This is a genomic window from Mycolicibacterium hippocampi, from assembly GCF_010723735.1.
Taxonomy (GTDB): domain Bacteria; phylum Actinomycetota; class Actinomycetes; order Mycobacteriales; family Mycobacteriaceae; genus Mycobacterium; species Mycobacterium hippocampi.
Map to the genome: position 1 here is coordinate 5,878,371 of NZ_BLLB01000002.1, position 22,452 is coordinate 5,900,822.

The window sequence follows — 22,452 nt, forward strand, 5'->3', positions numbered from 1 at the left end:
GGCGTGGTGCGCCTGAAGTTCGGCCGGCCCGACCTGGACTCCTACTCCGCTCACTTCGACGTGCCTGTCGCGTCGCCGGCGAGCCCGCTCACGGTTGCCTGGGGCGGTGTCACGACACTGCACATCGACGACGGCAGCTCCGCGCTCATGACCGACGGGTTCTTCTCCCGGCCAGGCCTTCTCACCGTCGCCACCCGAAAGCTGGCGCCGTCACGTGAGCGAATCCACGCCGGACTCTCCCAACTCGGGGTGGGCCGGCTCGACGGGTTGGTTCCGGTGCACACCCACTACGACCATGCGATGGATTCCGCCGTGGTCGCCGGACTGACCGGCGCCCGGCTGATCGGTGGCGCCTCAGCCGCCCAGATCGGGCACGGAGGGGGACTCGACGACGTCCGCACCGTCACATCCGGCGGCCCGGTCACCGCCGGGAACTACGACATCACCCTGATCGAAGGTGACCACTGTCCGCCCGACCGATTCCCTGGCGGGATCACCGCCCCGATCGTCCCCCCGGTGAAGGCGTCGGCGTACCGGTGCGGGGAGGCGTGGTCGATGCTGGTGAACCACCGGCCCACCGGCCGGCGGCTGTTGGTCGTCGGCAGCGCCGGATTCCTTCCGGGCGCGCTGTCCGGTCAGCGGGCCGAGGTGGCCTACCTGGGCGTCGGCCAGTTGGGGCTGCAGCCGCAGAGTTACCTCACCGAGTACTGGACGCAGACCGTGCGTACCGTCGGAGCACGCCGGGTGGTGCTGATCCACTGGGACGACTTCTTTCGGCCCCTCGACGAACCGTTGCGCGCGTTGCCCTATGCCGTCGACGACCTGGATGTGTCGATGCGGATCCTGAGCCGGCTGGCCATCGACGACGGCGTGGAATTGCACCTGCCCGCGTTGTGGCGACGCGCCGATCCGTGGAGCTGACGCTGGCGCTGACCGCGCTCATCGCCGTGCTCGGGTTCGCGCTCGTGCGGCCACACCGCTGGCCCGAGGCCGTCGTCGCGATTCCCGCAGCCGCGTTGGTGCTGGGTGCCGGTGTGATCTCCTGGCACGACGCGGTGGCCGAAGTGGGAAGGCTTCTTCCGGTGGTGGGCTTCCTGGCAGCAGTGCTCGTACTGGCACGGCTGTGCGACGACGAGGGGCTTTTCCAGGCCGCCGGCGCGGTGATGGCCCGTACCACGTCGGGAAGCCAGAACCGGTTTCTGGCAGCGGTTTTCGCCATCGCCGCCGCGGTCACTGCGATCCTCAGCCTGGACGCCACCGTGGTGCTGCTGACCCCGGTGGTCCTCGCCACCGCGCGCACCTTGAGCGTCTCGGCGCGACCGCACGCCTATGCGACCGCACACCTGGCCAACAGTGCGTCGCTGCTGCTACCCGTGTCCAATCTGACCAACCTGCTGGCGTTCAGCGCGGCGGGACTGACTTTTCTGCACTTCGCGGCGGTGATGACGTTGCCCTGGCTGGCCGCGATCGCCGTGGAGTTCGTGCTGCTGCGTTGGCTTTTCGGCAATGAGCTGGCCGTGCAACCCCGACGGGACACCGTCAGCGAGCCGATCGAGGTACCTGTCTTCGCCCTCGTCGTCCTGGGGCTGACGCTGGCCGGCTTCGCGCTGACCTCCCTGGCCGGCTTCTCCCCCGCCTGGGCCGCGCTTGCCGGGGCGGTGGTGCTGGGTGTCCGCGGTCTCCGTCGGAGGCGCACCTCCATCAGGCGGATTGCCGCCGCCGCTGATGTGCCGTTCCTGGCATTTGTGCTGTGCCTGGGCGTCGTGGTCGACGCGGTGATGAACAGCGGGATGGAATCGGCCATGCGCCAGGTGATTCCCGATGGCACCGATCTTCTGTCGCTGCTCGCGATCGCCGCGGTGGCCGCCGTGCTGTCCAACGTCGTCAACAACCTGCCGGCCGTGCTGGTGCTACTGCCGCTGGTGACCGTGGCCGGCGCCCCGGCAGTACTCGCGGTGCTGATCGGGGTGAACATCGGGCCGAACCTGACCTATGTCGGCTCGCTGGCCAACCTGTTGTGGCGGTCGGTGGTGCGGCGCGATCTGGAGGTCGGTTTCGGCGAGTTCAGTCGAATAGGCCTGTGCACGACGCCGGCGGTGCTCGTCGCCGCCGTGCTGGGGCTGTGGGCCGGGATACAGCTGTTCGGGATCTGACCGTTACTCAGCCGGCTCGGCCGTCACCGCACCCGTCTGCCACGATGCGCGCACCGACCCCGCTGGTGAGCCGCTCGACGGGCGTGCCGGCGTGAGCGCACGCCGCGATCACCGAGTCCGGCGACGCCGCGGCGAACAGCCCGTAGAGCACCTCGTCGGCGGGAGCGGCCAGTACCGCCATCAACGTCGTCGCCGGGCCTGAATCGGCGCGGCAAGCGACAGCACTTCGGGTCAAGCTGGCCACGAACGCGTCGAGGTCGTGTGCGGTGACCTCGGGCCGATACCATTCCGCCAGGTAGTACCCGCATTCCTCAGTCCACACGGTGCAAACCGTAGGCGTGCCGACGCGGCGGCAAATCAGGGAATTCCCTCACGTTTTCCCGCTCGCTGTGCGCGCACAGCGAGGGTCGCCACGTCCAGCGTCAGATTCGACACCGCCGCGGGCCGGCCGACACGCGTCCGCTCCGGCCCCCGGCAAACGGTTGTCAGCTAACTGGCGAACCCCCTGCACATCCCGGGCAAGCTGATAAGCTCGTCCAATAACCGCATACCTGGCAATCCAGGAGGTTTCCCACAGGTGGAGTCACGGTCGCAACGGCCGCTTGCTCCAGCGCCGCCGTCCCCGGTAGGGCACGCATCACCATTGCACTACCAGGCCACGGTGCGCCGACCGGTGGAAGCTCGTGCGGTCGACGGGTTCCTGGCCGCGGCGGCCCTGGCTCCGGCGGGTCTGATCATCGAGGGTGAACCCGGGATCGGCAAGACCACGCTATGGCTGGCAGCGTTGTCGCAGGCAGCCGAGTCCGGGTTCACGGTGCTCTCTGCGCGTGGTGCGCAATCCGAGTCGATCCTGGCCTATGCCGGGCTGGAGGATCTGCTCGGCGGTATCGACCAAGCCGTGGTTGCCGAACTGCCCGCACCGCAACGTGCCGCGGTCGAGACGGTGCTGCTCCGCACCCAGGCGCACGGCCGCGGCGCCGACCAGCACGCCTTGTCGGCTGCGTTGGTGTCGGCTCTGGACACGATGGCGGCGACGGCACCGGTGTTGCTCGCCATCGACGACCTGCAGTGGCTGGATCCCTCCAGTATGGCCGTGGTGGCGTTCGCCACCCGCCGCTTCGCCGGAGCCGTGGGGGTGCTGGTCACCGCGCGCAACGATCCCGACGGCGTCGCCGCGAGCGCGCGTGTACAGATGTCACGCCCCGACGCGATCGACCTGCTTCGGGTGCGTCCGCTGAGCCTCGGCGGGGTCGGCGCGTTGATCGCCGAACGCCTCAACCGCTCGTTCACCCGTCCGGTGCTGCGCCGAATTCATCAGACGGCGGGCGGAAACCCCTTTTACGCGTTGGAGCTGGCACGGGCAATCGACTCAGCCGCCCCCACCGCGGGTGCGGCCGGCCAGGTGCCGCTTCCAGCGACACTGACCGAGGTGGTGCGGGCCCGCATCGGTAGCCTGCCCAGCGCTGTTCAAGACGCACTTCTGGTGGTGGCCTGCGCCGGAACGCCCACCGTGGCGCTGGTCGCTCACGCCATCGGCGCCGAAATCCCGCAGGCTGCCGCGCTTCTCGAAGACGCCGAGGTCGACGGCGTGATCACCATAGAGGGACAGAATCCGCGCTTCGCCCATCCGTTGTTCGCCCACGGCGTCTACACCGGCGCCGCAGCGGGCCGGCGCCGCGCGATTCATCGGCGGCTGGCCGAGGCCGTCGAGCAGCCCGAGCTGGCAGCCAGGCACCTGGCCCTGGGATCCGTCCACGGCGATGCCGTGCTGTGGGAGTCACTCGACGCCGCAGCCGAGTCGGCACGCCGGCGCGGAGCCCCCGCGGCAGCGGCAGAGCTACTCGAACTGTCCGTCGGGCTCGGGGGCGGCACCACGACCCGTCGTATCCGGATGGCCGGCTACTTCCTGCACGCCGGGGACGTCCGCAGGGCCCGAACCCTGCTCGAAGAAGTCCTCGACGAACCGGCCACCGGCAAGGCACGCATCCAGGCGCTGCGATTGCTCGCCGAGGTGCGCATGGTCGACGACAGCTTCGGCGAGGCTGCCGAACTGCTCGAGCAGGCGGTGGCAGAAGCCGGCGACAACGTGGGCTTACGTGCACAACTCTCGGTGAACCTGTCGTTCGCTCAGGGCAACGCAGGCGACCACGCCGGGGCGCTGTGCACCCTCGAGGACGCGGTGGCCGACGCCGAGCAGCTCGCTCACCCGCAGCTGCTCGCGCAGGCGCTGGGGATCCGGACCGTACAGCGGTTCCTCCTCGGACAGGGCCTCGACGAGGCCGGACTCGCGCGAGCCGTCGACCTCGAGGATCCCGGCGCCCCCATGCCCCTGGCGTTGCGCCCCAGCACCAACACCGCGCTTCTGGCGTTGTGGAGCGGACAGCTGGACCGCGCCCACGAACTGATGGCCACGCTGCGCAGGCGGTGTATCGCAGGTGGCCGCGAGGTCGACCTCGTGTACCTCGCTCTCCATCACGCGCAGTTGGAATTGTGGCGGGGCAATGTCTCCGAGGCCACCACGATCACCGACGATGCCGTGGAGCGGGCTTCCCAGCTGGGGGGCGACTTTCCGTTGTACGTGGCGCTGACCACCAGCGCGGCCCTTGCCGCGTTCGCCGGCCGCGTCGACGAGGCCCGCCGCGACGCCAGAGAGGCGCTCGCCGCCACCCGCCGTTTCGGCTCGGACGCAATCGACGTGTGGCCGGTGGCGATCCTCGCGTTCCTGGAAGTCTCGGTGGCCGACTTCCCGGCCGCGGAGGCCGCCGTTGCGCCGGTGCTGGCTCGACTGGAGCGTGCTCCCGACGCCACCGAGATCAACGTCGCACCGTTCTTGCCCGATGCCATCGAGGCCCTCCTCGGGCTGGGTCGCCGCGCCGAGGCGCAGACCCTGATCGAGCGGCTCGAAAGCAATGGCCGCCGCCTCGACCGCCCGTGGATGCTCGCCGTCGGCGCCCGCAGCCGCGCCATCCTGTTGGCATTCGACAACGACATCAACGCCGCGATCAGCGCCGCGACGCAGGCGCTGAAAGAACACGACCGGCTTCCGATGCCGTTCGAGCGCGCCCGCACCCAGCTGGTGCTCGGCCAACTCCAGCGCCGGCAACGAAGACGCGAAGCGGCCTCGGCCGCCCTGACCGAAGCGCTCAACACGTTCGAGAAGCTGAACACACCGCTGTGGGCCGCGCGTGCCCACGCCGAACTCAGCCGTACCAAGCCGAGCCGGAATCAGCCCGGCGCGTTGACCGCCACCGAACAGCGCGTCGCGGAACTGGCCGCGTCCGGGATGAACAACCGCGACATCGCTGCGGCACTGTTCATCAGCCTCAAGACCGTCGAGGCCAATCTCACCCGCATCTACCGCAAACTCGGTATCCGGTCCCGGGCACAGATCGGCGCTCGTCTGCACCGACGCTTCTGAGCGCCGGTCGCCCGATGGTCGGCTAAACCCGCCGCTGGCGGGCGATCTCGGCGAGCACCACCCCTGCCGCGACCGATGCGTTGAGCGACTCCGTCGGCCCGGCCATCGGAATCGACACGACGGCATCGCAGTTCTGCCGGACCAGGCGAGACAAACCCTTGCCCTCCGAGCCCACCACCACCACAACCGGTCCGTCGCCGACGATCTCGTCGATCGCGGTGTCGCCGTCGGCGTCGAGGCCGACGACCTGCAGGCCGGAATCGGCCCACTGCTTCAGGGTGCGGTTCAGGTTCGTCGCCCGCGCCACCGGCAGCCGCGCGGCGGCACCGGCACTGGTCCGCCACGCCACCGCGGTCACCGACGCCGACCTGCGCTGCGGGATCAGCACGCCGTGCCCACCGAACGCGGCCACCGAACGGATGATCGCACCGAGGTTGCGCGGGTCGGAGATGTTGTCCAACGCGACCAGAAGCGGGGGCACCGCATCACGTTTGGCCTCGGCCAACAGATCGTCGGGGTGCGCATAGTCATACGGCGGCACCTGCAGTGCCAGGCCCTGGTGCATGCCGTTGGCGGCGATGCGGTCCAGGTCGTGGCGCGGCACCTCGAGGATGGAGATCCCGTTGTCGGCGGCGAGTTGCACGGCCTCGGTGAGTCGTTCGTCGGAGTCGGTGCCCAGCGCCACGTACAGCGCGGTCGCCGGCGCTCCGGCACGCAGGCACTCCAGTACCGGGTTCCGACCGAGGACGATCTCGGTGTCGTCGGTTTTCTTGTGCCTGCCCTGTTGCTTGCCCTGTTGCTTGCGGGCGGCCTGCGCGGCGCGCTTGCCCGCCGGGTGGTGGGGCCGCGCACTCGCCGGCGGTGTCGCGCCCTTGCCTTCCAGGCCACGACGCCGGACACCCCCCGATCCGACCGTCGGCCCCTTCTTGGTGCCGGTTTTACGTACCGCGCCGCGCCGCTGGGAATTGCCCGCCATTACTTGTCCGACCCGTCCAATAGTGACCATTGAGGACCGTCAGCGGTGTCGGTGACCTCGATGCCTGCTTCCTTGAGCCGATCGCGGATCGCGTCGGCCTCCGCCCAGTCCCGCCGCGCCCTGGCGTCTGCACGGCGCCGCACCTCGGCGAGCACCAGCACGTCCACCGCCGCGAGAGCGGCCGACGTCTCGTCGCGAGACTCCCAACGTTCGTCGAGCGGGTCGGCGCCGAGGATCCCCATCATCGCCCGGATCGACATCGCGTGGGTCAGCGCCGTCTCGTGATCACCTGCGTCGAGTGCCCGGTTGCCCTCGGCTCTGGCCGCGTGCACCTCGGCGATCGCCGCAGGAACCGCGAGATCGTCGTCGAGGGCCGCGCCGAACCTGGGGGTCCACTCGCCCGGCACCACCGCACCCACTCGACTGCGCACCCGATGAAGAAAGTCCTCGATGCCGGTGTAGGCCCTGGCCGCGTCCTGCAGCGCGTTCTCGGAGAACTCCAGCATCGACCGGTAATGCGCACTACCCAGGTAGTAGCGCAGCTCGGCAGCCCGAACCCGTTGCAGCACAGCGGGTATGGCCAACACGTTGCCCAGCGACTTGCTCATCTTCTCGCCGCCCATGGTGACCCAGCCGTTGTGCAGCCAGAAGTTGGCGAACCCGTTCCCGGCAGCCTCGGCCTGGGCGATCTCGTTCTCGTGGTGCGGGAACACCAGATCCATTCCGCCGGCGTGGATGTCGAACTCGGGACCGAGGTATGCCTCACACATCGCGACGCACTCGGTGTGCCAACCGGGCCGACCGCGCCCCCAGGGCGTCGGCCACGACGGCTCCCCCGGTTTGGCACCCTTCCACAACGTGAAGTCCCGCTGGTCGCGTTTGCCGGTCGCGACGCCTTCTCCCTGGTGGACGTCGTCGGGCTTGTGCCCGGAGAGCTTGCCGTATTCGGGCAGCGTCGCGACGTCGAAGTACACGTCCCCGTCACCGGTATAGGCGTGTCCCCGGTCGATCAGCGACTCGATCAACTCGACCATCTGGGTGATGTGCCCGGTCGCTCGCGGCTCCGCCGACGGCGGGAGCACCCCGAGAGCGTCGTATGCCGCGGTGAAGGCCCGCTCGTAGGTCGCCGCCCATTCCCACCACGGCCGGCCGGCGTCGGCGGCCTTGTGCAGGATTTTGTCGTCGATGTCGGTGACGTTGCGGATGAACGCGACGTCGAAACCCTTGGCGGAGAGCCACCGGCGCAGCACGTCGAACGCGACACCGCTGCGGACGTGGCCGATGTGCGGCAGGCCCTGCACCGTGGCGCCGCACAGGTAGATCGAGACGTGGCCGGGCCGCAGTGGCGCGAAATCGCGCACACCGCCAGACAAAGTGTCATAGAGCCGCATGCCAGATGCGGGGCGTTCGGTCACGACGGGCCAGCTTACCGGCCAGTTCAGGCCTGATCGTCATCGCCGACCACATCGGCTGTCAGGAGCGCGGTGGCGATCGCCGCCAGGCCCTCGCCCCGCCCGGTCAGGCCGAGGCCGTCGGTGGTGGTCGCAGACACCGACACCGGGGCGTCGAGGAGTTCGGCGAGCAACTGTTGCGCCTCGGCGCGACGCGGACCGATCTTCGGGCGATTGCCGATGACCTGCACCGCGGCATTACCCACCCGCAGGCCGGCCTGCGTCAGCAGCGAATGCACATGCCGGAGCATGTCCGCGCCGCTGACCCCACGCCACTCCGGGCGATCCGTCCCGAACACTTCACCGATGTCACCCATGCCCGCCGCCGAGAGCAACGCATCACACAATGCATGCGCCGCGACGTCGCCGTCCGAATGCCCCGCGCAGCCGTCATCACCGTCGAACAGCAGGCACAACAGCCAGCACGGGCGCCCGGCTTCGATGGGGTGTACGTCGGTGCCGAGCCCGACTCTCGGGGTCGACATCAGCGCCGTCAGGAGGCGGCGGCGAGTGCCTCGTCGAGAATGGTCGCGGCCTTCTCGTCATCGGTGTTCTCGGCCAGCGCCAGCTCGCCGACCAGGATCTGCCGCGCCTTGGCCAGCATCCGCTTCTCGCCGGCCGACAGTCCGCGCTCCTGGTCACGACGCCACAGGTCACGCACGACCTCGGCGACCTTGTTCACGTCACCGGAAGCCAGCTTCTCCAGATTGGCCTTGTAGCGACGTGACCAGTTGGTGGGCTCTTCGGTATGCGGGGCCCGCAGCACCTGGAAGACCTTGTCCAAGCCTTCTTGTCCGACGACATCGCGCACGCCCACGTACTCGGCATTGTCAGCGGGCACCCGAACGGTGAGATCTCCCTGAGCGACCTTGAGGACGAGGTATTCCTTCTGTTCGCCCTTGATGGTCCGGGTTTCGATCGCCTCGATCAACGCAGCACCGTGGTGTGGATAGACAACGGTGTCTCCGACCTTAAAAATCATCAGTTTCGAGCCCCTTTCACCCCTCGATGTTAACACGGGCCGCTACCGGGTGCGGATCAACGGTGCAGGTCAGGGGCCATCGTTGGGGAACACTAGGGGTTGACAGGCCAAGCAATCCGTGCAAGGCCGACGCCACCGAACCGGACGTTCGCGCCCGCCACCCAACGGCCGGCAACGCCTGGAATCGGCTGTCCGCGAGACGCATCGCCCCTGCGCTACCGCGTACATCCGTCACCTACTACTCTGCATAGTCGAACCGCCGGAACCACCGTGGACCCGGCGTGCCACGTCGCCCAGCCGGCCGAGCAGGAGGCCCCAGTGAACCCCTTCAAACGGCGCACTCGTGCATACGGGCGGACGGTCGCCGTCGCGGCGCTGGCTGCTGCGGCCGCGCTGAGCGGCTGCAGTGCCGGTCAGGTCGCCCAGACCGCGACCCAGGAAGCGGCGATCAACGGCACCAGCGGACTCGCCGGGCCCATCGCCCTGCGCAACATCCACATCTACGCCGTCCAGACGACCGACTACATCGAGCCCGGCACCGACGTCGATCTGGTGTTCGTCGCCGCCAACACCTCACCCGACGTCAGCGACGAGCTCGTGTCGATCACCACCGACATCGGCGACGTGTCGTTGCAGGGCGACACCAGCGTGCCGGTCAACGGCGTTCTGGTGGTCGGAACCCCCGACGGCCAGCCCAGCCCTCTGGAGAGCGTCGAGCCCGCCGACACCGCCCAGGCCACCGTGGAGCTGTCCAAGCCTGTCACCAACGGCCTGACCTACGACTTCACCTTCACATTCGAGAAGGCGGGTGAGACCACCGTCGCCGTCCCGATCTCGGCCGGCGAGGCGCCCCTTCGCGACTCCGGTGAATCGGGCGGCAGTCATTCGGGCGGCGGCCACTAGACAGACCCGGCCGTACCGAGAGATCGGTTGCAGACACGGCCGACAATCGCTGAGGTTATGTCGGTCCCGCCGGTTACCGTCACGGCGTGGCCCGGGTCAGTTCGAAAACGCGTTCGCAGTACCGCTGCTCGGAATGCCGGCACCTCACCGCCAAGTGGGTGGGCCGTTGCCCGGAGTGCGGCACCTGGGGCACGGTCGATGAAGTCACCCTGATGGCGGCCACCGCGTCGGCCACCTCCCGTGCGGTCACCCCCACCTCCCCGGCCGTACCGATCAGTTCCATCGACCCCGGGACCACCCGACACTTCACCACCGGTGTCAGCGAACTGGACCGGGTGCTGGGCGGCGGACTGGTGCCCGGCTCGGTGACGCTGCTGGCGGGTGATCCGGGCGTCGGGAAGTCGACGCTGCTGCTGGAGGTCGTCCACCGCTGGGCGCAGACCGGGCGCCGGGCGCTGTACCTGTCCGGTGAGGAGTCCGCGGGCCAGATCCGGCTGCGGGCCGAACGCACGGGCTGCACCCACGACGAGGTCTACCTCGCCGCCGAATCGGACCTGCAGACCGCGCTCGGCCACATCGACGCGGTGCAGCCCTCGCTGGTGGTGGTGGACTCGGTGCAGACGATGTCCACCGCCGAGGTCGACGGGGTCAGCGGTGGTGTCACCCAGGTCCGCGCCGTGACGACCGCGCTGACGATGACGGCGAAGACGACCGGTGTGGCCATCCTGCTCGTCGGCCACGTCACCAAGGACGGCGCCATTGCCGGGCCTCGCTCGCTGGAGCACCTCGTCGACGTCGTGCTGCACTTCGAAGGTGACCGCTCGTCGTCGCTGCGGATGGTGCGCGGCGTCAAGAACAGGTTCGGCGCGGCCGACGAGGTCGGTTGTTTCCTGCTGCACGACAACGGAATCGAATGTGTCTCCGACCCTTCCGGCCTGTTCCTCGACCAACGTCCCAAGGCGGTGTCGGGCACCGCGGTGACGGTCACACTCGACGGCAAGCGCCCGATGATCGGCGAGGTTCAGGCGTTGATCGGCTCGCCTGCCAGCGGCAGCCCACGGCGCGCGGTCAGCGGTATCGACTCCTCGCGCGCGGCGATGATCACCGCGGTGCTGGAGAAACGGGCCGGGCTCCGCGTCGGGATGAACGACATCTACCTGTCCACGGTCGGCGGGATGCGGCTGACGGACTCGTCGTCCGACCTCGCAGTGGCCCTGGCGATCGCATCGGCGTACATGGACCTGGCGATGCCGACGACCGCGATTGCCATCGGTGAGGTGGGTCTGGCCGGCGATCTGCGACGGGTCACCGGGATGGACCGCCGGCTGGCCGAAGCCGCCAGGCTCGGGTTCACCTGTGCGGTGGTCCCCGCCGGGGTGACCTCCGCACCGGCCGGACTGCAGGTGGTGTCGGCCGACAACATCACCTCGGCATTGCAGGCGCTGCGACGGATCAGCAAGAATGACGCAAGCTGAAGTCAGTCCGGGGCAGAGCCGACGACTCAACCGTGGAGAAGACATGGCCGTGAAGTCGACGGGTCGGGCCACCCGCACCGTGGTGCCGTTGGCGCGCCCCACACTGCGGGAGACCATCGCCCGGCTGGCGCCGGGAACAGCTCTGCGCGACGGCCTGGAGCGCATCCTGCGCGGCCGAACCGGTGCCTTGATAGTCATCGGCTACGACGACGGCGTCGAGACCATCTGCGACGGCGGGTTCTCCCTCGACGTCCGGTACGCCCCGACCCGGCTGCGCGAGCTGTCCAAGATGGACGGCGCGGTGGTGCTCTCCAGCGACGGCAGCCGCATCCTGCGCGCCAACGTGCAGCTGGTGCCGGATCCGTCGATCCCCACCGAGGAGTCCGGTACCCGGCACCGCTCCGCCGAGCGCACCGCGATCCAGACCGGCTATCCGGTGATCTCGGTGAGCCACTCGATGAGCATCGTGACCGTCTACGTCGCCGGTGAGCGCCACGTGGTGCCCGAGTCGGCCACCATCCTGTCGCGGGCCAACCAGACGATCGACACCCTGGAGCGCTACAAGACCCGCCTCGACGAGGTCAGCAGGCAGCTGTCCACCGCGGAGATCGAGGACTTCGTCACGCTACGCGACGTGATGACCGTGGTGCAGCGGCTGGAGATGGTGCGCCGGATCAGCCTGGAGATCGACTCCGACGTCGTCGAACTGGGCACCGACGGCAGGCAACTGAAACTGCAACTGGAGGAGCTCGTCGGGGACAACGACACCGACCGCGAGCTGATCGTGCGCGATTACCACGCCAATCCCGACCCACCGTCGGCGGCTCAGGTCAGCGCCACCCTCGAAGAGCTCGACAGCCTGTCGGACGGCGAACTTCTCGACTTCACCACGCTGGCGCGGGTGTTCGGTTATCCGTCGACCGCCGAAGCCCAGGATTCCGCGATGAGCTCACGCGGCTACCGCGCCATGGCCGGCATCTCCAGGCTGCAGTTCGCCCACGTCGACCTACTGGTCCGCTCGTTCGGATCACTGCAGGGTCTGCTGGCGGCCAGCGCCGCCGACCTGCAGTCGGTCGACGGGATCGGCTCGATGTGGGCCCGCCACATCCGGGAAGGCCTGTCCGCGCTGGCCGAGTCGACGATCGCCGACCGGCTCGCCTGACGGCGCAGAATCAGCCGACCGGACCCGGCACCGGCATGTGCGGGGCACCGTCCACCGTGCCCTGACCGGGCTGGGTGGCGGACTCGGCGAGGACGAACGGCACGGGGGCCGAACGCAGGTTGCCCAACTGGACGACCAGGTTGTAGGTCCCCGGCCCGATGGGCTGACGTGGCAGCGGGCAATTCGGGGCTGAACTCATCCCGGTCCACGTCACCTCGGTCGTCACCTGCTCGCCGGGCTGGAAGGTCTTGATCAGCGTCTCGTTGGACGGTGCGCAGTCCAGGTTCGACCAGAGGCGTTGATTGTCCAGCGAGTACACGTATGCGGCCAGCACGGCGGCGCCGACGTCACGCTGGCAGGCGACCAGGCCGATGTTGGTGACCACCATGGTGAACTTCGGCTGATCGCCGACCACGTACTGCGGCACGTTGGTGATGCCCTTGACCGCGAGGGTGGAGTCGGGGCAGTCGTCCCCCTCCTGCATGATCGGCGGCGGCACGACGGCGGCCGTCGGGGTGGCGGTGGGCGGCGGGGCGTCCTGAGCCGGCGGCTGGATCGGCGTCTTGACCTCGGGGTTCTCCCCCGGCAGCGGGGTTGGTGCGGCGGCCTCCGCAGACTCGGCGGATTCGCTTGCGGTGGGCTGTCCGGAGCTGGTGCTGTTCATCACGACCACAGCGACCACGGCGGCGATCACGCCGATGACGAGCACCGCGATGCCGAGCGCCAGCGCCCTGCGTCGCCAGTAGATCTGGGTGGGCAGCGGGCCCTGCGGTTCTAGATCCAGCACAACATCACGGTAAGCCCAGGTCACGCCACCTGGTCCGACGTCGCTCGGCGTGTCGCCGATGTGGGCGCAAAGCGCGCCGTCAGGCTTCGCCGATATCGCCGATGTGGTCGCGCAACACCACCTGGCCGTCGGCGAGTTGGTAGGTCAGGCCGACGATGCCCAGGTTGCCACTCTGCACTGCCTCGGCGATCGCCGTCGACCTGCTGAGCAGCTGCTTGCCGGTCTCGGTGACATGCCTGGCCTCGAACTCGTCGACGCGGGTCAGGCCGTCGCGGCGGCCCGAAAGGATCGACGGTATGACCCGCTCCACCACGTCGCGGACGTAGCCGCCCGGCACCTGTCCGTCGTCGAGGGCCGACAGCGTCGCCCCGACAGCGCCGCAGCTGTCGTGGCCGAGAACCACGATCAGGGGGACGTTCAGGACGGTGACGGCGTACTCGATCGACCCGAGCACCGAGCTGTCGACGACGTGGCCGGCGGTGCGCACCACGAACATGTCGCCCAGGCCCTGGTCGAAGATGATCTCGGCGGCCACCCGGCTGTCGGCGCAGCCGAACACCACCGCAGTCGGCTTCTGGGCCGCGGCGAGGCTGGCGCGGTGCTCGATGCTCTGACTCGGATGCTCGGCCTTGCCTGCGACGAACCGGTCGTTACCCTCTTTGAGTGCTTTCCACGCGGTCAACGGATTCGAGTTGGGCATGGCCATCATTGTGCCCGAGCAGGCGTGGATGATCGATTCGGTTGAGCTGCTGGCGTGGTACGAGCACGCCCAGCGCGACCTGCCGTGGCGACGCCCGGGCGTCTCGGCATGGCAGATCCTGGTCAGCGAGTTCATGCTGCAGCAGACACCGGTGGCGCGGGTGGAACCGATCTGGCTGGCATGGGTGGCGCGCTGGCCGACGCCGTCGGCGACGGCGGGAGCCAGTGCGGCCGATGTTCTGCGGGCGTGGGGCAAGCTCGGCTACCCGCGGCGCGCCAAACGACTGCACGAATGCGCAACGGTGATCGCCGCCGAGCACGACGACGTGGTGCCCGACGACGTCGACACGCTGCTCTCGCTGCCCGGCGTCGGCGCCTACACGGCGCGCGCAGTCGCCTGCTTCGCCTACCGGCACCGGGTCCCCGTCGTCGACACGAACGTCAGGCGGGTGGTGGCCAGGACTGTGCACGGCCGCGAGGACGCCGGCTCACCGTCGGCGCGCGACCTCGACGACGTCGCCGCACTGCTGCCCGACGGCCCACAGGCACCGGTGTTCTCGGTCGCGCTGATGGAACTCGGAGCGACGGTGTGCACGGCGCGGGCACCGCGCTGCGGGGTGTGCCCGCTGAGCCGGTGCACATGGCGGTCGCGGGGGTTCCCGGCCGGCACCGGCCCGCCCCGGCGGACGCAGCGCTATGCGGGTACCGACCGCCAGGTACGGGGTCGGCTGCTGGATGTGCTGCGCGACAACACTTTCCCTGTCAGCCGGGCGGAACTGGACCTGGCGTGGACCACCGACACCGCCCAACGGGACCGGGCGCTGGACTCACTACTGGTCGACGGGCTGGTGGAGCAGACGGCAGACGGCCGGTTCGCCCTGGCAGGCGAAGGTGACTGACCGGCTGACCGATGACCGGCGCCGTCAGACTCCAGCGGCTCTGCGAATCCGGACCTTGTTGACGGCACTGATCGTGATGACGATGACCAGCAGGATGTAGAGGGTGATGGTGATCGGCGTGCTGATCAACGTCATCGGATTGTTCTGCGAGTTGTTCATCGCGGCGCGCAGGGACGACTCGGCCAGCGGGCCGAGGATGACCGCGATGAGCACCGGCGCCAACGGAATTCCATAGCGCCGCATCATGAATCCGATGAGGCCCAGACCCAGCATGAACACCACGTCGACTATCGATGCACTCGCCGCGTACACCCCGAAACACGCGAACATCGCGATGCCGGCGTAGAGGTACTCGCGCGGGATATTGAGTAGCTTGGCCCACAGCGGGGCGAACGGCAGGTTCAGGATGAGCAACACCACCATGCCGATCAGCAGGCTCGCCATCAGCGCCCAGACCAGGTCGGCGTTCCGTGTGAACAGCAGCGGCCCAGGCTGCATCCCGTACTGCTGAAATGCTGCCAACAACATCGCTGCGGTGGCCGAAGTCGGCAGACCCAGCGCGAGCAACGCACCCATTGCTGTGCCCGCTGTGGCGTTGCCTGCGGCTTCGGGGGCCGCCACCCCGCGGATCGCCCCCTTGCCGAACATCGGGTTCGGGCGCCGGGCGTCCAACCGCTTCTCCGCCCCATAGGCCAGGAACGTCGGCACTTCGGCACCACCGGCGGGTATCACACCGAACGGCACGCCGAAAGCGGTGCCACGCAACCACGCCGGTAGAGCCTCCTTGTATTCGGCTCGGGACAGGAAGGGCCGTCCCGTGGACGGTACGAAACTGCGGTCGTCGGGGCGCCCCAACCGTGAGGCCACGTACATGACCTCACCCACGGCAAGCATCGCCACCGTGATCACCACGATGCTCACCCCGTCGAAGAGCGCCACGTTGCCGAAGGTGAACCGCTGCGACCCGCTGACCTGGTCAGTGCCGATCATCGCCAGGACAAGACCGATCAGCAGAGCCGCCATGCCCTTGATCGCCGAATCCGACACCACGGCCGCGGTCGCGATGAAAGCAAAGATGGCGAGCGCGAAGTACTCGCCGGGTCCAAAGCTCGTCGCGAGATCGGCCAGGGTGGGCGCGAAGAACACCACGAGAACGGTCGCGATCATGCCGCCGATGAACGCACCGATCGCCGAGGTGGCCAGCGCCTGGGCGCCATGCCCCCGCCTGGCCATGCGATGGCCCTCGATCGATCCGGCGATGGCCGTCGAATTGCCTGGGGTGTTCATCAGGATGCCGGCGATGGCGTCGCCGAACAGCCCACCGAAATAGATCCCGGCGAACATCACCAGCGCTGCCAGCGGATCGAGGGTGAAGGTGACAGGCAGCAGAAGTGCCACCGCCATCGCCGACCCCAGGCCGGGCAACACCCCGACCGCGGTGCCGATCAGCGCGCCGATGAGCACGTAGAGCAGGTTGGTCGGCGTCAGTACGTCCCCGAACCCACCGATCAGGCCACTCAACGCCTCCATCAGAACAGCCCCATGACGCCTGGCGGCAGGGTCAACCCGAGCAGGCCGGAAAAGATCAGCTGCATGATCGAGGAGAGCGCCAGGCCGATCAGCAGGTTCTGGACGTATTTGGTACTACCCAAGCCCACCGTCACGCCCCAGAACACGATGGCGCCGGCCAGGATCCAGCCGGCCGGGACCAGCAGCACCGCGAAAGCCACAAACGACGCGATGGTGATACCGGCGGCCCGCCAGTTGCTCCCGTTGGCGGCGAATCGGCGGCCTTGCCCGTCCGTCGCCATCTCCGGAATCTCAGGGTTGCGCAGGATGCTCACGGTCAGCAACGCCGCGATCAGAAAGCAGAAGCCGGCGGTGATCATCGGAAATGCCTTGGGCCCGAAGATCTCCGAATCATCGGCGATCTCCATTTCGATGACTCCGTAGATCAAGAACACTCCGAGCGCGACCAACAGGCCGGGCATCACCAGGGCGCTCTTGCCTGTCCAGAAGCCGCCGGTACGCGACTCCGGGGCTTCGGGCGGTGCGGGGGTTTCGTCCTCGTTGATCGTCATATCAGTCCCAGATCCTGCAGAATCACGTCCACTCGCTGCTGTTCTTCCTCGATGAACTGCCCGAACTCCTGCCCGGTCAGGAAGGCCGAATCCCACCGGTTCCGTTCTATGGCGCCCTGCCACGTCTCGGTTTCGGTCATCTCGGTGACGATGTCGATGAGCTCCTGCTGCTGGTCGGCATCGAGTCCGGCCGGGGCCACGAACCCGCGCCAGTTGACCAGGTCCACCGCCGGGTAGCCGACCTCCGACGCGGTGGGGATGTCCAGACCCTCCAACCGCTCCGGCGCGACCACTGTCAGGGCGCGCAGTCGTCCGTCGGTGATCAGATCCCGAAAGTCGTTGTAACCGCTGATGCCGACGCTGGGAGTGCCCGGTGCGGTCGACAGCAGATTGACGGTGAGCTCACCGCCGCCGGCATACGCCGCGTAGCGGATGGCGCCCGGGTCGATGCCCGCCTCCCGGGCGAGCAGTGCCGCGACCATGTGGTCGATTCCGCCGGCCGAGCCGCCGCCGATCGGCATTGCGCCCGGATCCGCGCGCCATTGCTCGATCATCTCGTCCAGCGTCTGGAACGGTGAATCCGCCGGCACCACAATCACTTCGAAGTCTTCGGCGAGGCGGGCGATCGGTGTCATCTCGGTGAGGGCGACCGGCGAGTCGTTGCGCGTGATGCCCCCGAGCATCACCGTGCCCGTCACCATCATGGTGGTCGCGTTGCCCGTGAGTTCGGAGAGTTGGCTGAGTCCGATCGTCCCTCCGGCCCCCGGGACATTGACGACCTGGACGTTGTTGACGATTCCGTCCGTACGCAGCGCCTGCTGCGCTTCACGGGCGACCAGATCCCAGCCGCCGCCGGCCGCCGCCGGTGCGATCAACGTCATCTTCGCCCGGGCCTCGGCCCCCGTCCCGGAGCGATTGGCGTTGACTCCCGCCGCAACCACCAACGCGACCACAACCAGCACGCCGAGAATCCACCGGGCCGTACTCGGAATTCGCAACGACCATCCCTCCGGAAAGCTCTGAACTCGCGTGTGAGCTAGAGGGAATCCTGCCGCAGGACGTGACGAATATCACTGATCTGGTCAAATCGGACGTAGTGGACATTGTGAACACTGCGCGTCAGGGCCCCGCCGGGCGACGGTCAGGCAGTGGCCGCGCAGTCCGAGTCGGCGCAGGCAAAGCGCCGCCGGTAGTCCGACGGCGTCACGCCGATGACGCGCCGGAAATGGTGGCGCAGCAGCGTCGCGTTGCCGAACCCGGACTGCTCGGCGATGTGGTCGATGTCCAGCGTGGACTCCTCGAGCAGCCGGCGTGCGAACAGCACCCGCTGGTCAGTCACCCACTGCATCGGGGTGCGGCCTGTCTCCTCGACGAACCGGCGCGCGAAGGTGCGCGCCGACATGTGCGCACGCTTGGCGAGCGTGCCGACCGTGTGCGGTTTGTCCAGGTTGGCCAGGATCCAGTCCAGATGCGGGGCGAACCTCTCGGAGCAGCGCACCGGGATCGGTTGGTCGATGTACTGACGCTGGCCGCCGTCGCGCTGCGGCGGCACCACCATCCGGCGGGCGATCTTGTTGGTGACCTCGCTTCCCAGTTCGCGACGCACCAGGTGCAGACACGCGTCGATGCCCGCCGCCGTTCCCGCGCTGGTGATCAGGTCGCCGTCGTCGACGAACAGCACGTTGCGGTCGACCTGCGCGGTCGGGTACATGGCCGCCAGAGCGTCAGCGTGCATCCAGTGGGTGGTGCAGGGGCGCCCGTCCAGCAAGCCGGCCGCACCGGCGACGAACGCGCCCGTACACACGGTCAGGATGATCGACCCCGATTCGGACGCCTTGCGGACCGCCGCAAGCGCGTCGGGCGAGTAGCCGGATCCGCCGATCGCCGGAATGGCGACCAGGTCGGCGCCGACCAGATCGTCGAGGCCGTGTTCGGGGGTGATGGTCGCGCCTATAGCTGTCCGGAGTGGCTTCCCCGGCTCCGGCGCGCAGACCTTGAATTCGAAGTTGGGCACCCCGTCGGCCGACCGGTCGACGCCGAACACTTCGCAGATGACGCCGAACTCGAAGATCGCGAGGCCGTCGAGCGCCAATGCCGACACGCTTCTCAACACCATGGCAGTATCTTAGTCAACTGTGTCGCTTCTGCCACTGTTGGCACCATGTTGCTTGAGCGGACCATTACTGCCATGAGTAGCGCACTGACCTTCCTCGCCCTTCTCGTCGTCCTTCTCGCCCCGTTCACCCTTGCCGCAACAGTCGTCTGGGCGGCCCGCCGGTCCGGCGCCCTGCGACTGCACCGCGACCAGTTCCAGATCGCCGCCCCGATGAGCGGTCGGTTGTTCGACGGTTCCTCCTCGGCTCACCACAAACTGACTCACCACGAGATCCGCGCCCGCTTCGAGCAGCAGCCCGTGTGGCCGACCTCAGGCGCGACGGGTGAACGTCGATAGAAACGTCTCGACGGCGTCCCGGTATTTCCCGGGCGCATCGTCGTGGACGAGGTGCCCGGCGTCGGGCACCCTCAGATACGTCGTCCGAGCCCCCGATTGCGCCATCGCTTCCATCTGGCCCGGCGGGGCGACCGAGTTCCCGGCCTCCATCAGCAGGGTCGGGGCCGACACTGCACGCCATTGCTCCCAGTAGTCGCGGGTGCCCCACTCGGCGGCGATCTCGATCCACCGGTGCGGGTCTCCGTGCAGGCGCCAGCCCGTCTCGGTGCGGTCGAACGCCTCCAGGAAGTACTGCCCCGCGACCGGCCCGAACTCGTCATAGACCTGCTGCGCGGTGCTGAACTCCGCGGGCAGCGCGTGCAGCCACGGCTCCCACGGCCCGGTCGTCCTGCCCCGGAAATCCGGTGCCATGTCCTCGACCACCACGGCAGCGACCGTCTCGGGCCGCGTCGCAGCCAGGCACCACGAGTGCAGCGCCCCCATCGAATGGCCGATCAGGATCACCGGCCTGCCGAGATCGGCGACCGCGTCGCCGAGGTCGGCCACGAACCGCTCGGTGGAGATCGGGAACCCGTCGTCCACGCCGCGGCCGCGGTGCCATGGCGCGTCGTAGGTGAAGACCTGGCCCAACCGCGCCAGCCAGGGCAGCTGACGCGACCACGTGGTGCCCCGCCCCATCAGCCCGTGTACCAGGACCAGGGGCACCCCGGTGCCGCCGCGGCCGACCAGCAGTGGTGAGTCCATGTGCTCATCTTGCCCAGGGGTAGCGGTAACCTGACCGCATGCCCAGCCAGAACCCCGTGGTGAAGATCAACGCAATCGAGGTCCCGCCAGACGCCGGTCCGGAACTGGAGAAGCGGTTCGCGCACCGCGCCCACGCCGTCGACAACCAGCCAGGTTTCCTCGGCTTCCAGCTGTTGCGCCCGGTCAAGGGCGAGGACCGCTACTTCGTGGTGACCCAGTGGGAGTCCGAGGAGGCGTTCCAGGCATGGGCCACCGGACCGGCCATCGAAGCGCACGCCGGTGAGCGCGCCAATCCCGTGGCCACCGGTGCATCGTTGTTGGAGTTCGAAGTTGTACTCGACGTTGCGGGGACTGACGCCACGGCGTGAGGCAGTCCGGGGCCGACGGCGAGTGACCGAACTGGCGGTCGCACTCGTCCTCGTCGCCGCCCTGGCCTGCGGATGCGCCGCGTCGCGTCCGGCGCCTGCCGACGCCGCGCACGGCGTGCCCATCCAGATAAACACCCCCCAGGGGCTGCGCGCGAAGCAGACCATGGACATGCTCAACAGTGACTGGCCGATCGGCGAGAACGGGGTGCGGACGCTGGCTGCACCCGAGGCCGTCGAGCACGTCGGCGTCACGCTGGACACGATCTGGTGGGATCGGCCGTTCACCGTCACGAACGTCGACATCGGAGCGGGGTCCGCCACCCTGGACGTGCTGACCTCCTACGGGGTGGCCCAGACCATCGAGCTGCACACCGACGACGCCGGGATGGTCGACCGCTTCTGGGTGTCGCTCGAACCGCCGGTGATCGATGAGTGGGCCGACATCGACGCCGAGCTGACCAAGTCGGACGCGCGCTACTCCTACCAGGTCGCGCGGGTGACCGACGGCCGCTGCGAAAAGGTTGCCGGCACCAACACCGACATGTCGCTGCCGCTGGCCTCGATCTTCAAGCTCTATGTGCTGCTCGCCGTCGCCGAGGCGGTCAAGGCAGGCACCGTCGGCTGGACCGACGAGCTGACGATCACCGAGGAGGCCAAGGCGGTCGGCTCCCCCGAGCTCGACGACCTGCCGCCCGGCTCGACGGTCACGGTGCGCGAAGCCTCCCAACAGATGATCTCGGCCAGCGACAACATGGCAACCGATCTGCTGATCGAGCGGCTCGGGCCGGGGGCCATCGAGCGCGCGCTGGTCACCGCCGGGCACCACGACCCCGAGAGCATGACGCCGTTTCCGACGATGCATGAACTGTTCTCGGTCGGCTGGGGTGAACCCGACCTCCGCGAGCAGTGGAAGCAGGCGTCGCCGCAGGGCCGCGCGCAACTGCTCCAGCAGACCAACTCCCGTCCGTACGAACCGGATCCGCACCGCACCCACACCCCGGCCTCGGGCATCGGCGCCGAGTGGTACGGCAGTGCCGCCGACATCTGCCGCCTGCACGCAGCGCTGCAGACGGCGGCGGTGGACGAGGCGGCGCCGGTCAAGGACATTCTGTCCGCGGTCCGCGGAATCGACCTCGACCGCGAGGAATGGCCTTACGTCGGGGCCAAGGCGGGCAACCTGCCTGGCGATCTGACGTTCAGCTGGTACGCCGTCGACCACGCCGGACAGCCGTGGGTGGTCAGCCTGCAGGCGAACTGGCCGGAGTTCCGCAGTCAGACCGCGGCGGGATGGCTGATGTCGATCGTCACGCAGGCCTTCGAGCTGATCCCGAACGGCTGACTCACGGGCTCGACCGCAGTGACCACGCGTGCCCCCGCAAGTGGATCACGGTGCGGCTGACCGGTGCGATGTCGATCCGCCAGAACGACTTCGGCGGCGCGTCCAGCACGACGAGGATCGCGGCGCGAATCACCGCTGGGTGAGTGACGGCGAGGATCCGGCCCCGCCCCGCGGCCAGCGAGTCCATCCAGCCGGCCACCCGCTCGATCAGCTCGACCACCGACTCGCCGCCGTGCGGCGCCCGGGCAGGTTCGGTCAGCCAGATCGCCAACTCGGCCGGTTGGACCCTGCCGAGCACGTCGCCGCGCCAGCGGCCACAGTCGAGATCCGCCAGCTTCGGCTCGATGGTGGCCGCGACACCGAGCAGTTCCGCGGTCTGGCGGGTGCGCTGCTCCGGTGCGCAGTACGAGTGGTCGACTGCCCCGAGCTCGGTGCCCGGGTCGACCTGCCGCCGACCCACAGCCGACAGGGTCTCGTCGGTGGGAAATCGTCCGGCTGCCATCGCGTCTGTCATGGCGTGTGACAGCAACGTCAGCCGGACGATCTCGCTCACACGTCAGACT

The 22,452-nt window shown here is 68.6% G+C and carries 23 protein-coding genes; 10 read left to right on the top strand and 13 right to left on the bottom strand.

The annotated features are described in order from the left end of the window. Positions 1–6: 6 nt before the first annotated feature. Together G6N53_RS29285 and G6N53_RS29290 are read left to right on the top strand one after the other, a co-directional pair. Positions 7–921, top strand: coding sequence for an MBL fold metallo-hydrolase (locus tag G6N53_RS29285; RefSeq protein ID WP_163895162.1), 915 nt, complete (start codon positions 7–9; stop codon positions 919–921). Then, the gene (locus G6N53_RS29290) at positions 912–2,153 is read left to right on the top strand and encodes an SLC13 family permease (RefSeq protein WP_163895164.1); all 1,242 of its coding nucleotides are present in this window, start codon (positions 912–914) and stop codon (positions 2,151–2,153) included. Before G6N53_RS29285 ends, G6N53_RS29290 begins: the two co-directional genes overlap by 10 nt. A gap of 7 nt (positions 2,154–2,160) precedes the next feature. On the opposite strand, the gene G6N53_RS29295 is transcribed toward G6N53_RS29290, so the two are convergent. Further along, positions 2,161–2,475 (bottom strand): hypothetical protein, encoded by a 315-nt coding sequence (locus tag G6N53_RS29295; protein WP_163895166.1) that lies wholly within the window; start codon positions 2,473–2,475, stop codon positions 2,161–2,163. Positions 2,476–2,826: 351 nt separating this feature from the next. Between G6N53_RS29295 and G6N53_RS29300 the strand changes: the two genes are divergently transcribed. Beyond that, the gene (locus tag G6N53_RS29300) at positions 2,827–5,571 is read left to right on the top strand and encodes a helix-turn-helix transcriptional regulator (protein ID WP_237166677.1); all 2,745 of its coding nucleotides are present in this window, start codon (positions 2,827–2,829) and stop codon (positions 5,569–5,571) included. A gap of 22 nt (positions 5,572–5,593) precedes the next feature. On the opposite strand, the gene rlmB is transcribed toward G6N53_RS29300, so the two are convergent. Genes rlmB through carD form a run of 4 tightly spaced genes read right to left on the bottom strand, consistent with a single transcriptional unit; the run spans position 5,594 to position 8,980 of the window. Beyond that, on the bottom strand, positions 5,594–6,547 hold the full coding sequence (gene rlmB / locus G6N53_RS29305; protein WP_163895168.1) for a 23S rRNA (guanosine(2251)-2'-O)-methyltransferase RlmB: 954 nt from the start codon (positions 6,545–6,547) through the stop codon (positions 5,594–5,596). Further along, the gene (gene cysS / locus G6N53_RS29310; RefSeq protein ID WP_163896443.1) at positions 6,547–7,938 is read right to left on the bottom strand and encodes a cysteine--tRNA ligase; all 1,392 of its coding nucleotides are present in this window, start codon (positions 7,936–7,938) and stop codon (positions 6,547–6,549) included. The genes rlmB and cysS overlap by 1 nt, the downstream gene beginning before the upstream one ends. A gap of 47 nt (positions 7,939–7,985) precedes the next feature. Next, positions 7,986–8,483: a 2-C-methyl-D-erythritol 2,4-cyclodiphosphate synthase gene (gene ispF / locus G6N53_RS29315; RefSeq protein WP_205390495.1), complete on the bottom strand. Its 498-nt coding sequence runs from the start codon at positions 8,481–8,483 to the stop codon at positions 7,986–7,988. 8 nt (positions 8,484–8,491) lie between these two features. Continuing rightward, the gene (gene carD / locus G6N53_RS29320; protein ID WP_043412998.1) at positions 8,492–8,980 is read right to left on the bottom strand and encodes an RNA polymerase-binding transcription factor CarD; all 489 of its coding nucleotides are present in this window, start codon (positions 8,978–8,980) and stop codon (positions 8,492–8,494) included. Between the two features lie 318 nt (positions 8,981–9,298). Between carD and G6N53_RS29325 the strand changes: the two genes are divergently transcribed. From G6N53_RS29325 to disA, 3 genes are all read left to right on the top strand, one after another. Further along, positions 9,299–9,883, top strand: coding sequence for a copper chaperone PCu(A)C domain-containing protein (locus G6N53_RS29325; protein ID WP_163895170.1), 585 nt, complete (start codon positions 9,299–9,301; stop codon positions 9,881–9,883). Between the two features lie 86 nt (positions 9,884–9,969). Beyond that, positions 9,970–11,358: a DNA repair protein RadA gene (gene radA, locus G6N53_RS29330; RefSeq protein ID WP_163895172.1), complete on the top strand. Its 1,389-nt coding sequence runs from the start codon at positions 9,970–9,972 to the stop codon at positions 11,356–11,358. Between the two features lie 43 nt (positions 11,359–11,401). Continuing rightward, positions 11,402–12,520, top strand: a complete 1,119-nt coding sequence (gene disA / locus G6N53_RS29335) for a DNA integrity scanning diadenylate cyclase DisA (RefSeq protein ID WP_163895174.1) — start codon at positions 11,402–11,404, stop codon at positions 12,518–12,520. 10 nt (positions 12,521–12,530) lie between these two features. Here the strand turns inward: disA and G6N53_RS29340 are convergent, their stop codons facing one another. Together G6N53_RS29340 and G6N53_RS29345 are read right to left on the bottom strand one after the other, a co-directional pair. Further along, the gene (locus G6N53_RS29340) at positions 12,531–13,307 is read right to left on the bottom strand and encodes a hypothetical protein (RefSeq protein ID WP_205390496.1); all 777 of its coding nucleotides are present in this window, start codon (positions 13,305–13,307) and stop codon (positions 12,531–12,533) included. Positions 13,308–13,386: 79 nt separating this feature from the next. Further along, positions 13,387–14,007: a carbonic anhydrase gene (locus G6N53_RS29345; protein ID WP_163895178.1), complete on the bottom strand. Its 621-nt coding sequence runs from the start codon at positions 14,005–14,007 to the stop codon at positions 13,387–13,389. A gap of 28 nt (positions 14,008–14,035) precedes the next feature. On the opposite strand from G6N53_RS29345, the gene G6N53_RS29350 reads away from it, so the two are divergent. Then, positions 14,036–14,905: an iron-sulfur binding domain-containing protein gene (locus G6N53_RS29350; protein WP_163896445.1), complete on the top strand. Its 870-nt coding sequence runs from the start codon at positions 14,036–14,038 to the stop codon at positions 14,903–14,905. A gap of 24 nt (positions 14,906–14,929) precedes the next feature. On the opposite strand, the gene G6N53_RS29355 is transcribed toward G6N53_RS29350, so the two are convergent. From G6N53_RS29355 to G6N53_RS29370, 4 genes are all read right to left on the bottom strand, one after another. After that, positions 14,930–16,435, bottom strand: coding sequence for a tripartite tricarboxylate transporter permease (locus tag G6N53_RS29355; RefSeq protein ID WP_163895181.1), 1,506 nt, complete (start codon positions 16,433–16,435; stop codon positions 14,930–14,932). Next, positions 16,435–16,986 (bottom strand): tripartite tricarboxylate transporter TctB family protein, encoded by a 552-nt coding sequence (locus G6N53_RS29360; RefSeq protein WP_163895183.1) that lies wholly within the window; start codon positions 16,984–16,986, stop codon positions 16,435–16,437. Before G6N53_RS29360 ends, G6N53_RS29355 begins: the two co-directional genes overlap by 1 nt. Further along, on the bottom strand, positions 16,983–17,984 hold the full coding sequence (locus G6N53_RS29365) for a Bug family tripartite tricarboxylate transporter substrate binding protein (protein WP_163895186.1): 1,002 nt from the start codon (positions 17,982–17,984) through the stop codon (positions 16,983–16,985). Before G6N53_RS29365 ends, G6N53_RS29360 begins: the two co-directional genes overlap by 4 nt. A gap of 143 nt (positions 17,985–18,127) precedes the next feature. Further along, positions 18,128–19,102 (bottom strand): helix-turn-helix domain-containing protein, encoded by a 975-nt coding sequence (locus G6N53_RS29370; RefSeq protein ID WP_163895188.1) that lies wholly within the window; start codon positions 19,100–19,102, stop codon positions 18,128–18,130. 72 nt (positions 19,103–19,174) lie between these two features. On the opposite strand from G6N53_RS29370, the gene G6N53_RS29375 reads away from it, so the two are divergent. Continuing rightward, positions 19,175–19,438, top strand: coding sequence for a hypothetical protein (locus tag G6N53_RS29375; protein ID WP_163895190.1), 264 nt, complete (start codon positions 19,175–19,177; stop codon positions 19,436–19,438). On the opposite strand, the gene G6N53_RS29380 is transcribed toward G6N53_RS29375, so the two are convergent. Next, positions 19,412–20,182 carry an alpha/beta fold hydrolase gene (locus G6N53_RS29380; protein WP_163895192.1) on the bottom strand — a complete coding sequence of 257 codons (771 nt, stop codon included), beginning with the start codon at positions 20,180–20,182 and terminating at the stop codon, positions 19,412–19,414. The genes G6N53_RS29375 and G6N53_RS29380 overlap by 27 nt on opposite strands. Before the next feature lie 38 nt (positions 20,183–20,220). On the opposite strand from G6N53_RS29380, the gene mhuD reads away from it, so the two are divergent. Both mhuD and G6N53_RS29390 read left to right on the top strand, forming a co-directional pair. After that, positions 20,221–20,550: a mycobilin-forming heme oxygenase MhuD gene (gene mhuD / locus G6N53_RS29385; protein ID WP_163895194.1), complete on the top strand. Its 330-nt coding sequence runs from the start codon at positions 20,221–20,223 to the stop codon at positions 20,548–20,550. Beyond that, on the top strand, positions 20,525–21,889 hold the full coding sequence (locus tag G6N53_RS29390) for a serine hydrolase (protein WP_205390615.1): 1,365 nt from the start codon (positions 20,525–20,527) through the stop codon (positions 21,887–21,889). Before mhuD ends, G6N53_RS29390 begins: the two co-directional genes overlap by 26 nt. Position 21,890: 1 nt before the next feature. Here G6N53_RS29390 and G6N53_RS29395 read toward each other — a convergent pair whose 3' ends face one another. After that, the gene (locus tag G6N53_RS29395) at positions 21,891–22,442 is read right to left on the bottom strand and encodes a histidine phosphatase family protein (protein ID WP_163895199.1); all 552 of its coding nucleotides are present in this window, start codon (positions 22,440–22,442) and stop codon (positions 21,891–21,893) included. Positions 22,443–22,452: the final 10 nt, after the last annotated feature.

What these genes read in the sequence shown, in the direction of transcription:
- G6N53_RS29380 (WP_163895192.1), bottom strand. Translation starts at nt 20,182, where the DNA reads ATGGACTCACCACTGCTGGTCGGCCGCGGCGGCACCGGGGTGCCCCTG.
- G6N53_RS29355 (WP_163895181.1), bottom strand. Translation starts at nt 16,435, where the DNA reads ATGGAGGCGTTGAGTGGCCTGATCGGTGGGTTCGGGGACGTACTGACG.
- rlmB (WP_163895168.1), bottom strand. Translation starts at nt 6,547, where the DNA reads ATGGCGGGCAATTCCCAGCGGCGCGGCGCGGTACGTAAAACCGGCACC.
- G6N53_RS29375 (WP_163895190.1), top strand. Translation starts at nt 19,175, where the DNA reads ATGAGTAGCGCACTGACCTTCCTCGCCCTTCTCGTCGTCCTTCTCGCC.
- ispF (WP_205390495.1), bottom strand. Translation starts at nt 8,483, where the DNA reads ATGTCGACCCCGAGAGTCGGGCTCGGCACCGACGTACACCCCATCGAA.
- carD (WP_043412998.1), bottom strand. Translation starts at nt 8,980, where the DNA reads ATGATTTTTAAGGTCGGAGACACCGTTGTCTATCCACACCACGGTGCT.
- G6N53_RS29360 (WP_163895183.1), bottom strand. Translation starts at nt 16,986, where the DNA reads ATGACGATCAACGAGGACGAAACCCCCGCACCGCCCGAAGCCCCGGAG.
- G6N53_RS29345 (WP_163895178.1), bottom strand. Translation starts at nt 14,007, where the DNA reads ATGCCCAACTCGAATCCGTTGACCGCGTGGAAAGCACTCAAAGAGGGT.
- disA (WP_163895174.1), top strand. Translation starts at nt 11,402, where the DNA reads ATGGCCGTGAAGTCGACGGGTCGGGCCACCCGCACCGTGGTGCCGTTG.
- mhuD (WP_163895194.1), top strand. Translation starts at nt 20,221, where the DNA reads ATGCCCAGCCAGAACCCCGTGGTGAAGATCAACGCAATCGAGGTCCCG.
- G6N53_RS29370 (WP_163895188.1), bottom strand. Translation starts at nt 19,102, where the DNA reads ATGGTGTTGAGAAGCGTGTCGGCATTGGCGCTCGACGGCCTCGCGATC.
- G6N53_RS29350 (WP_163896445.1), top strand. Translation starts at nt 14,036, where the DNA reads ATGATCGATTCGGTTGAGCTGCTGGCGTGGTACGAGCACGCCCAGCGC.
- cysS (WP_163896443.1), bottom strand. Translation starts at nt 7,938, where the DNA reads ATGCGGCTCTATGACACTTTGTCTGGCGGTGTGCGCGATTTCGCGCCA.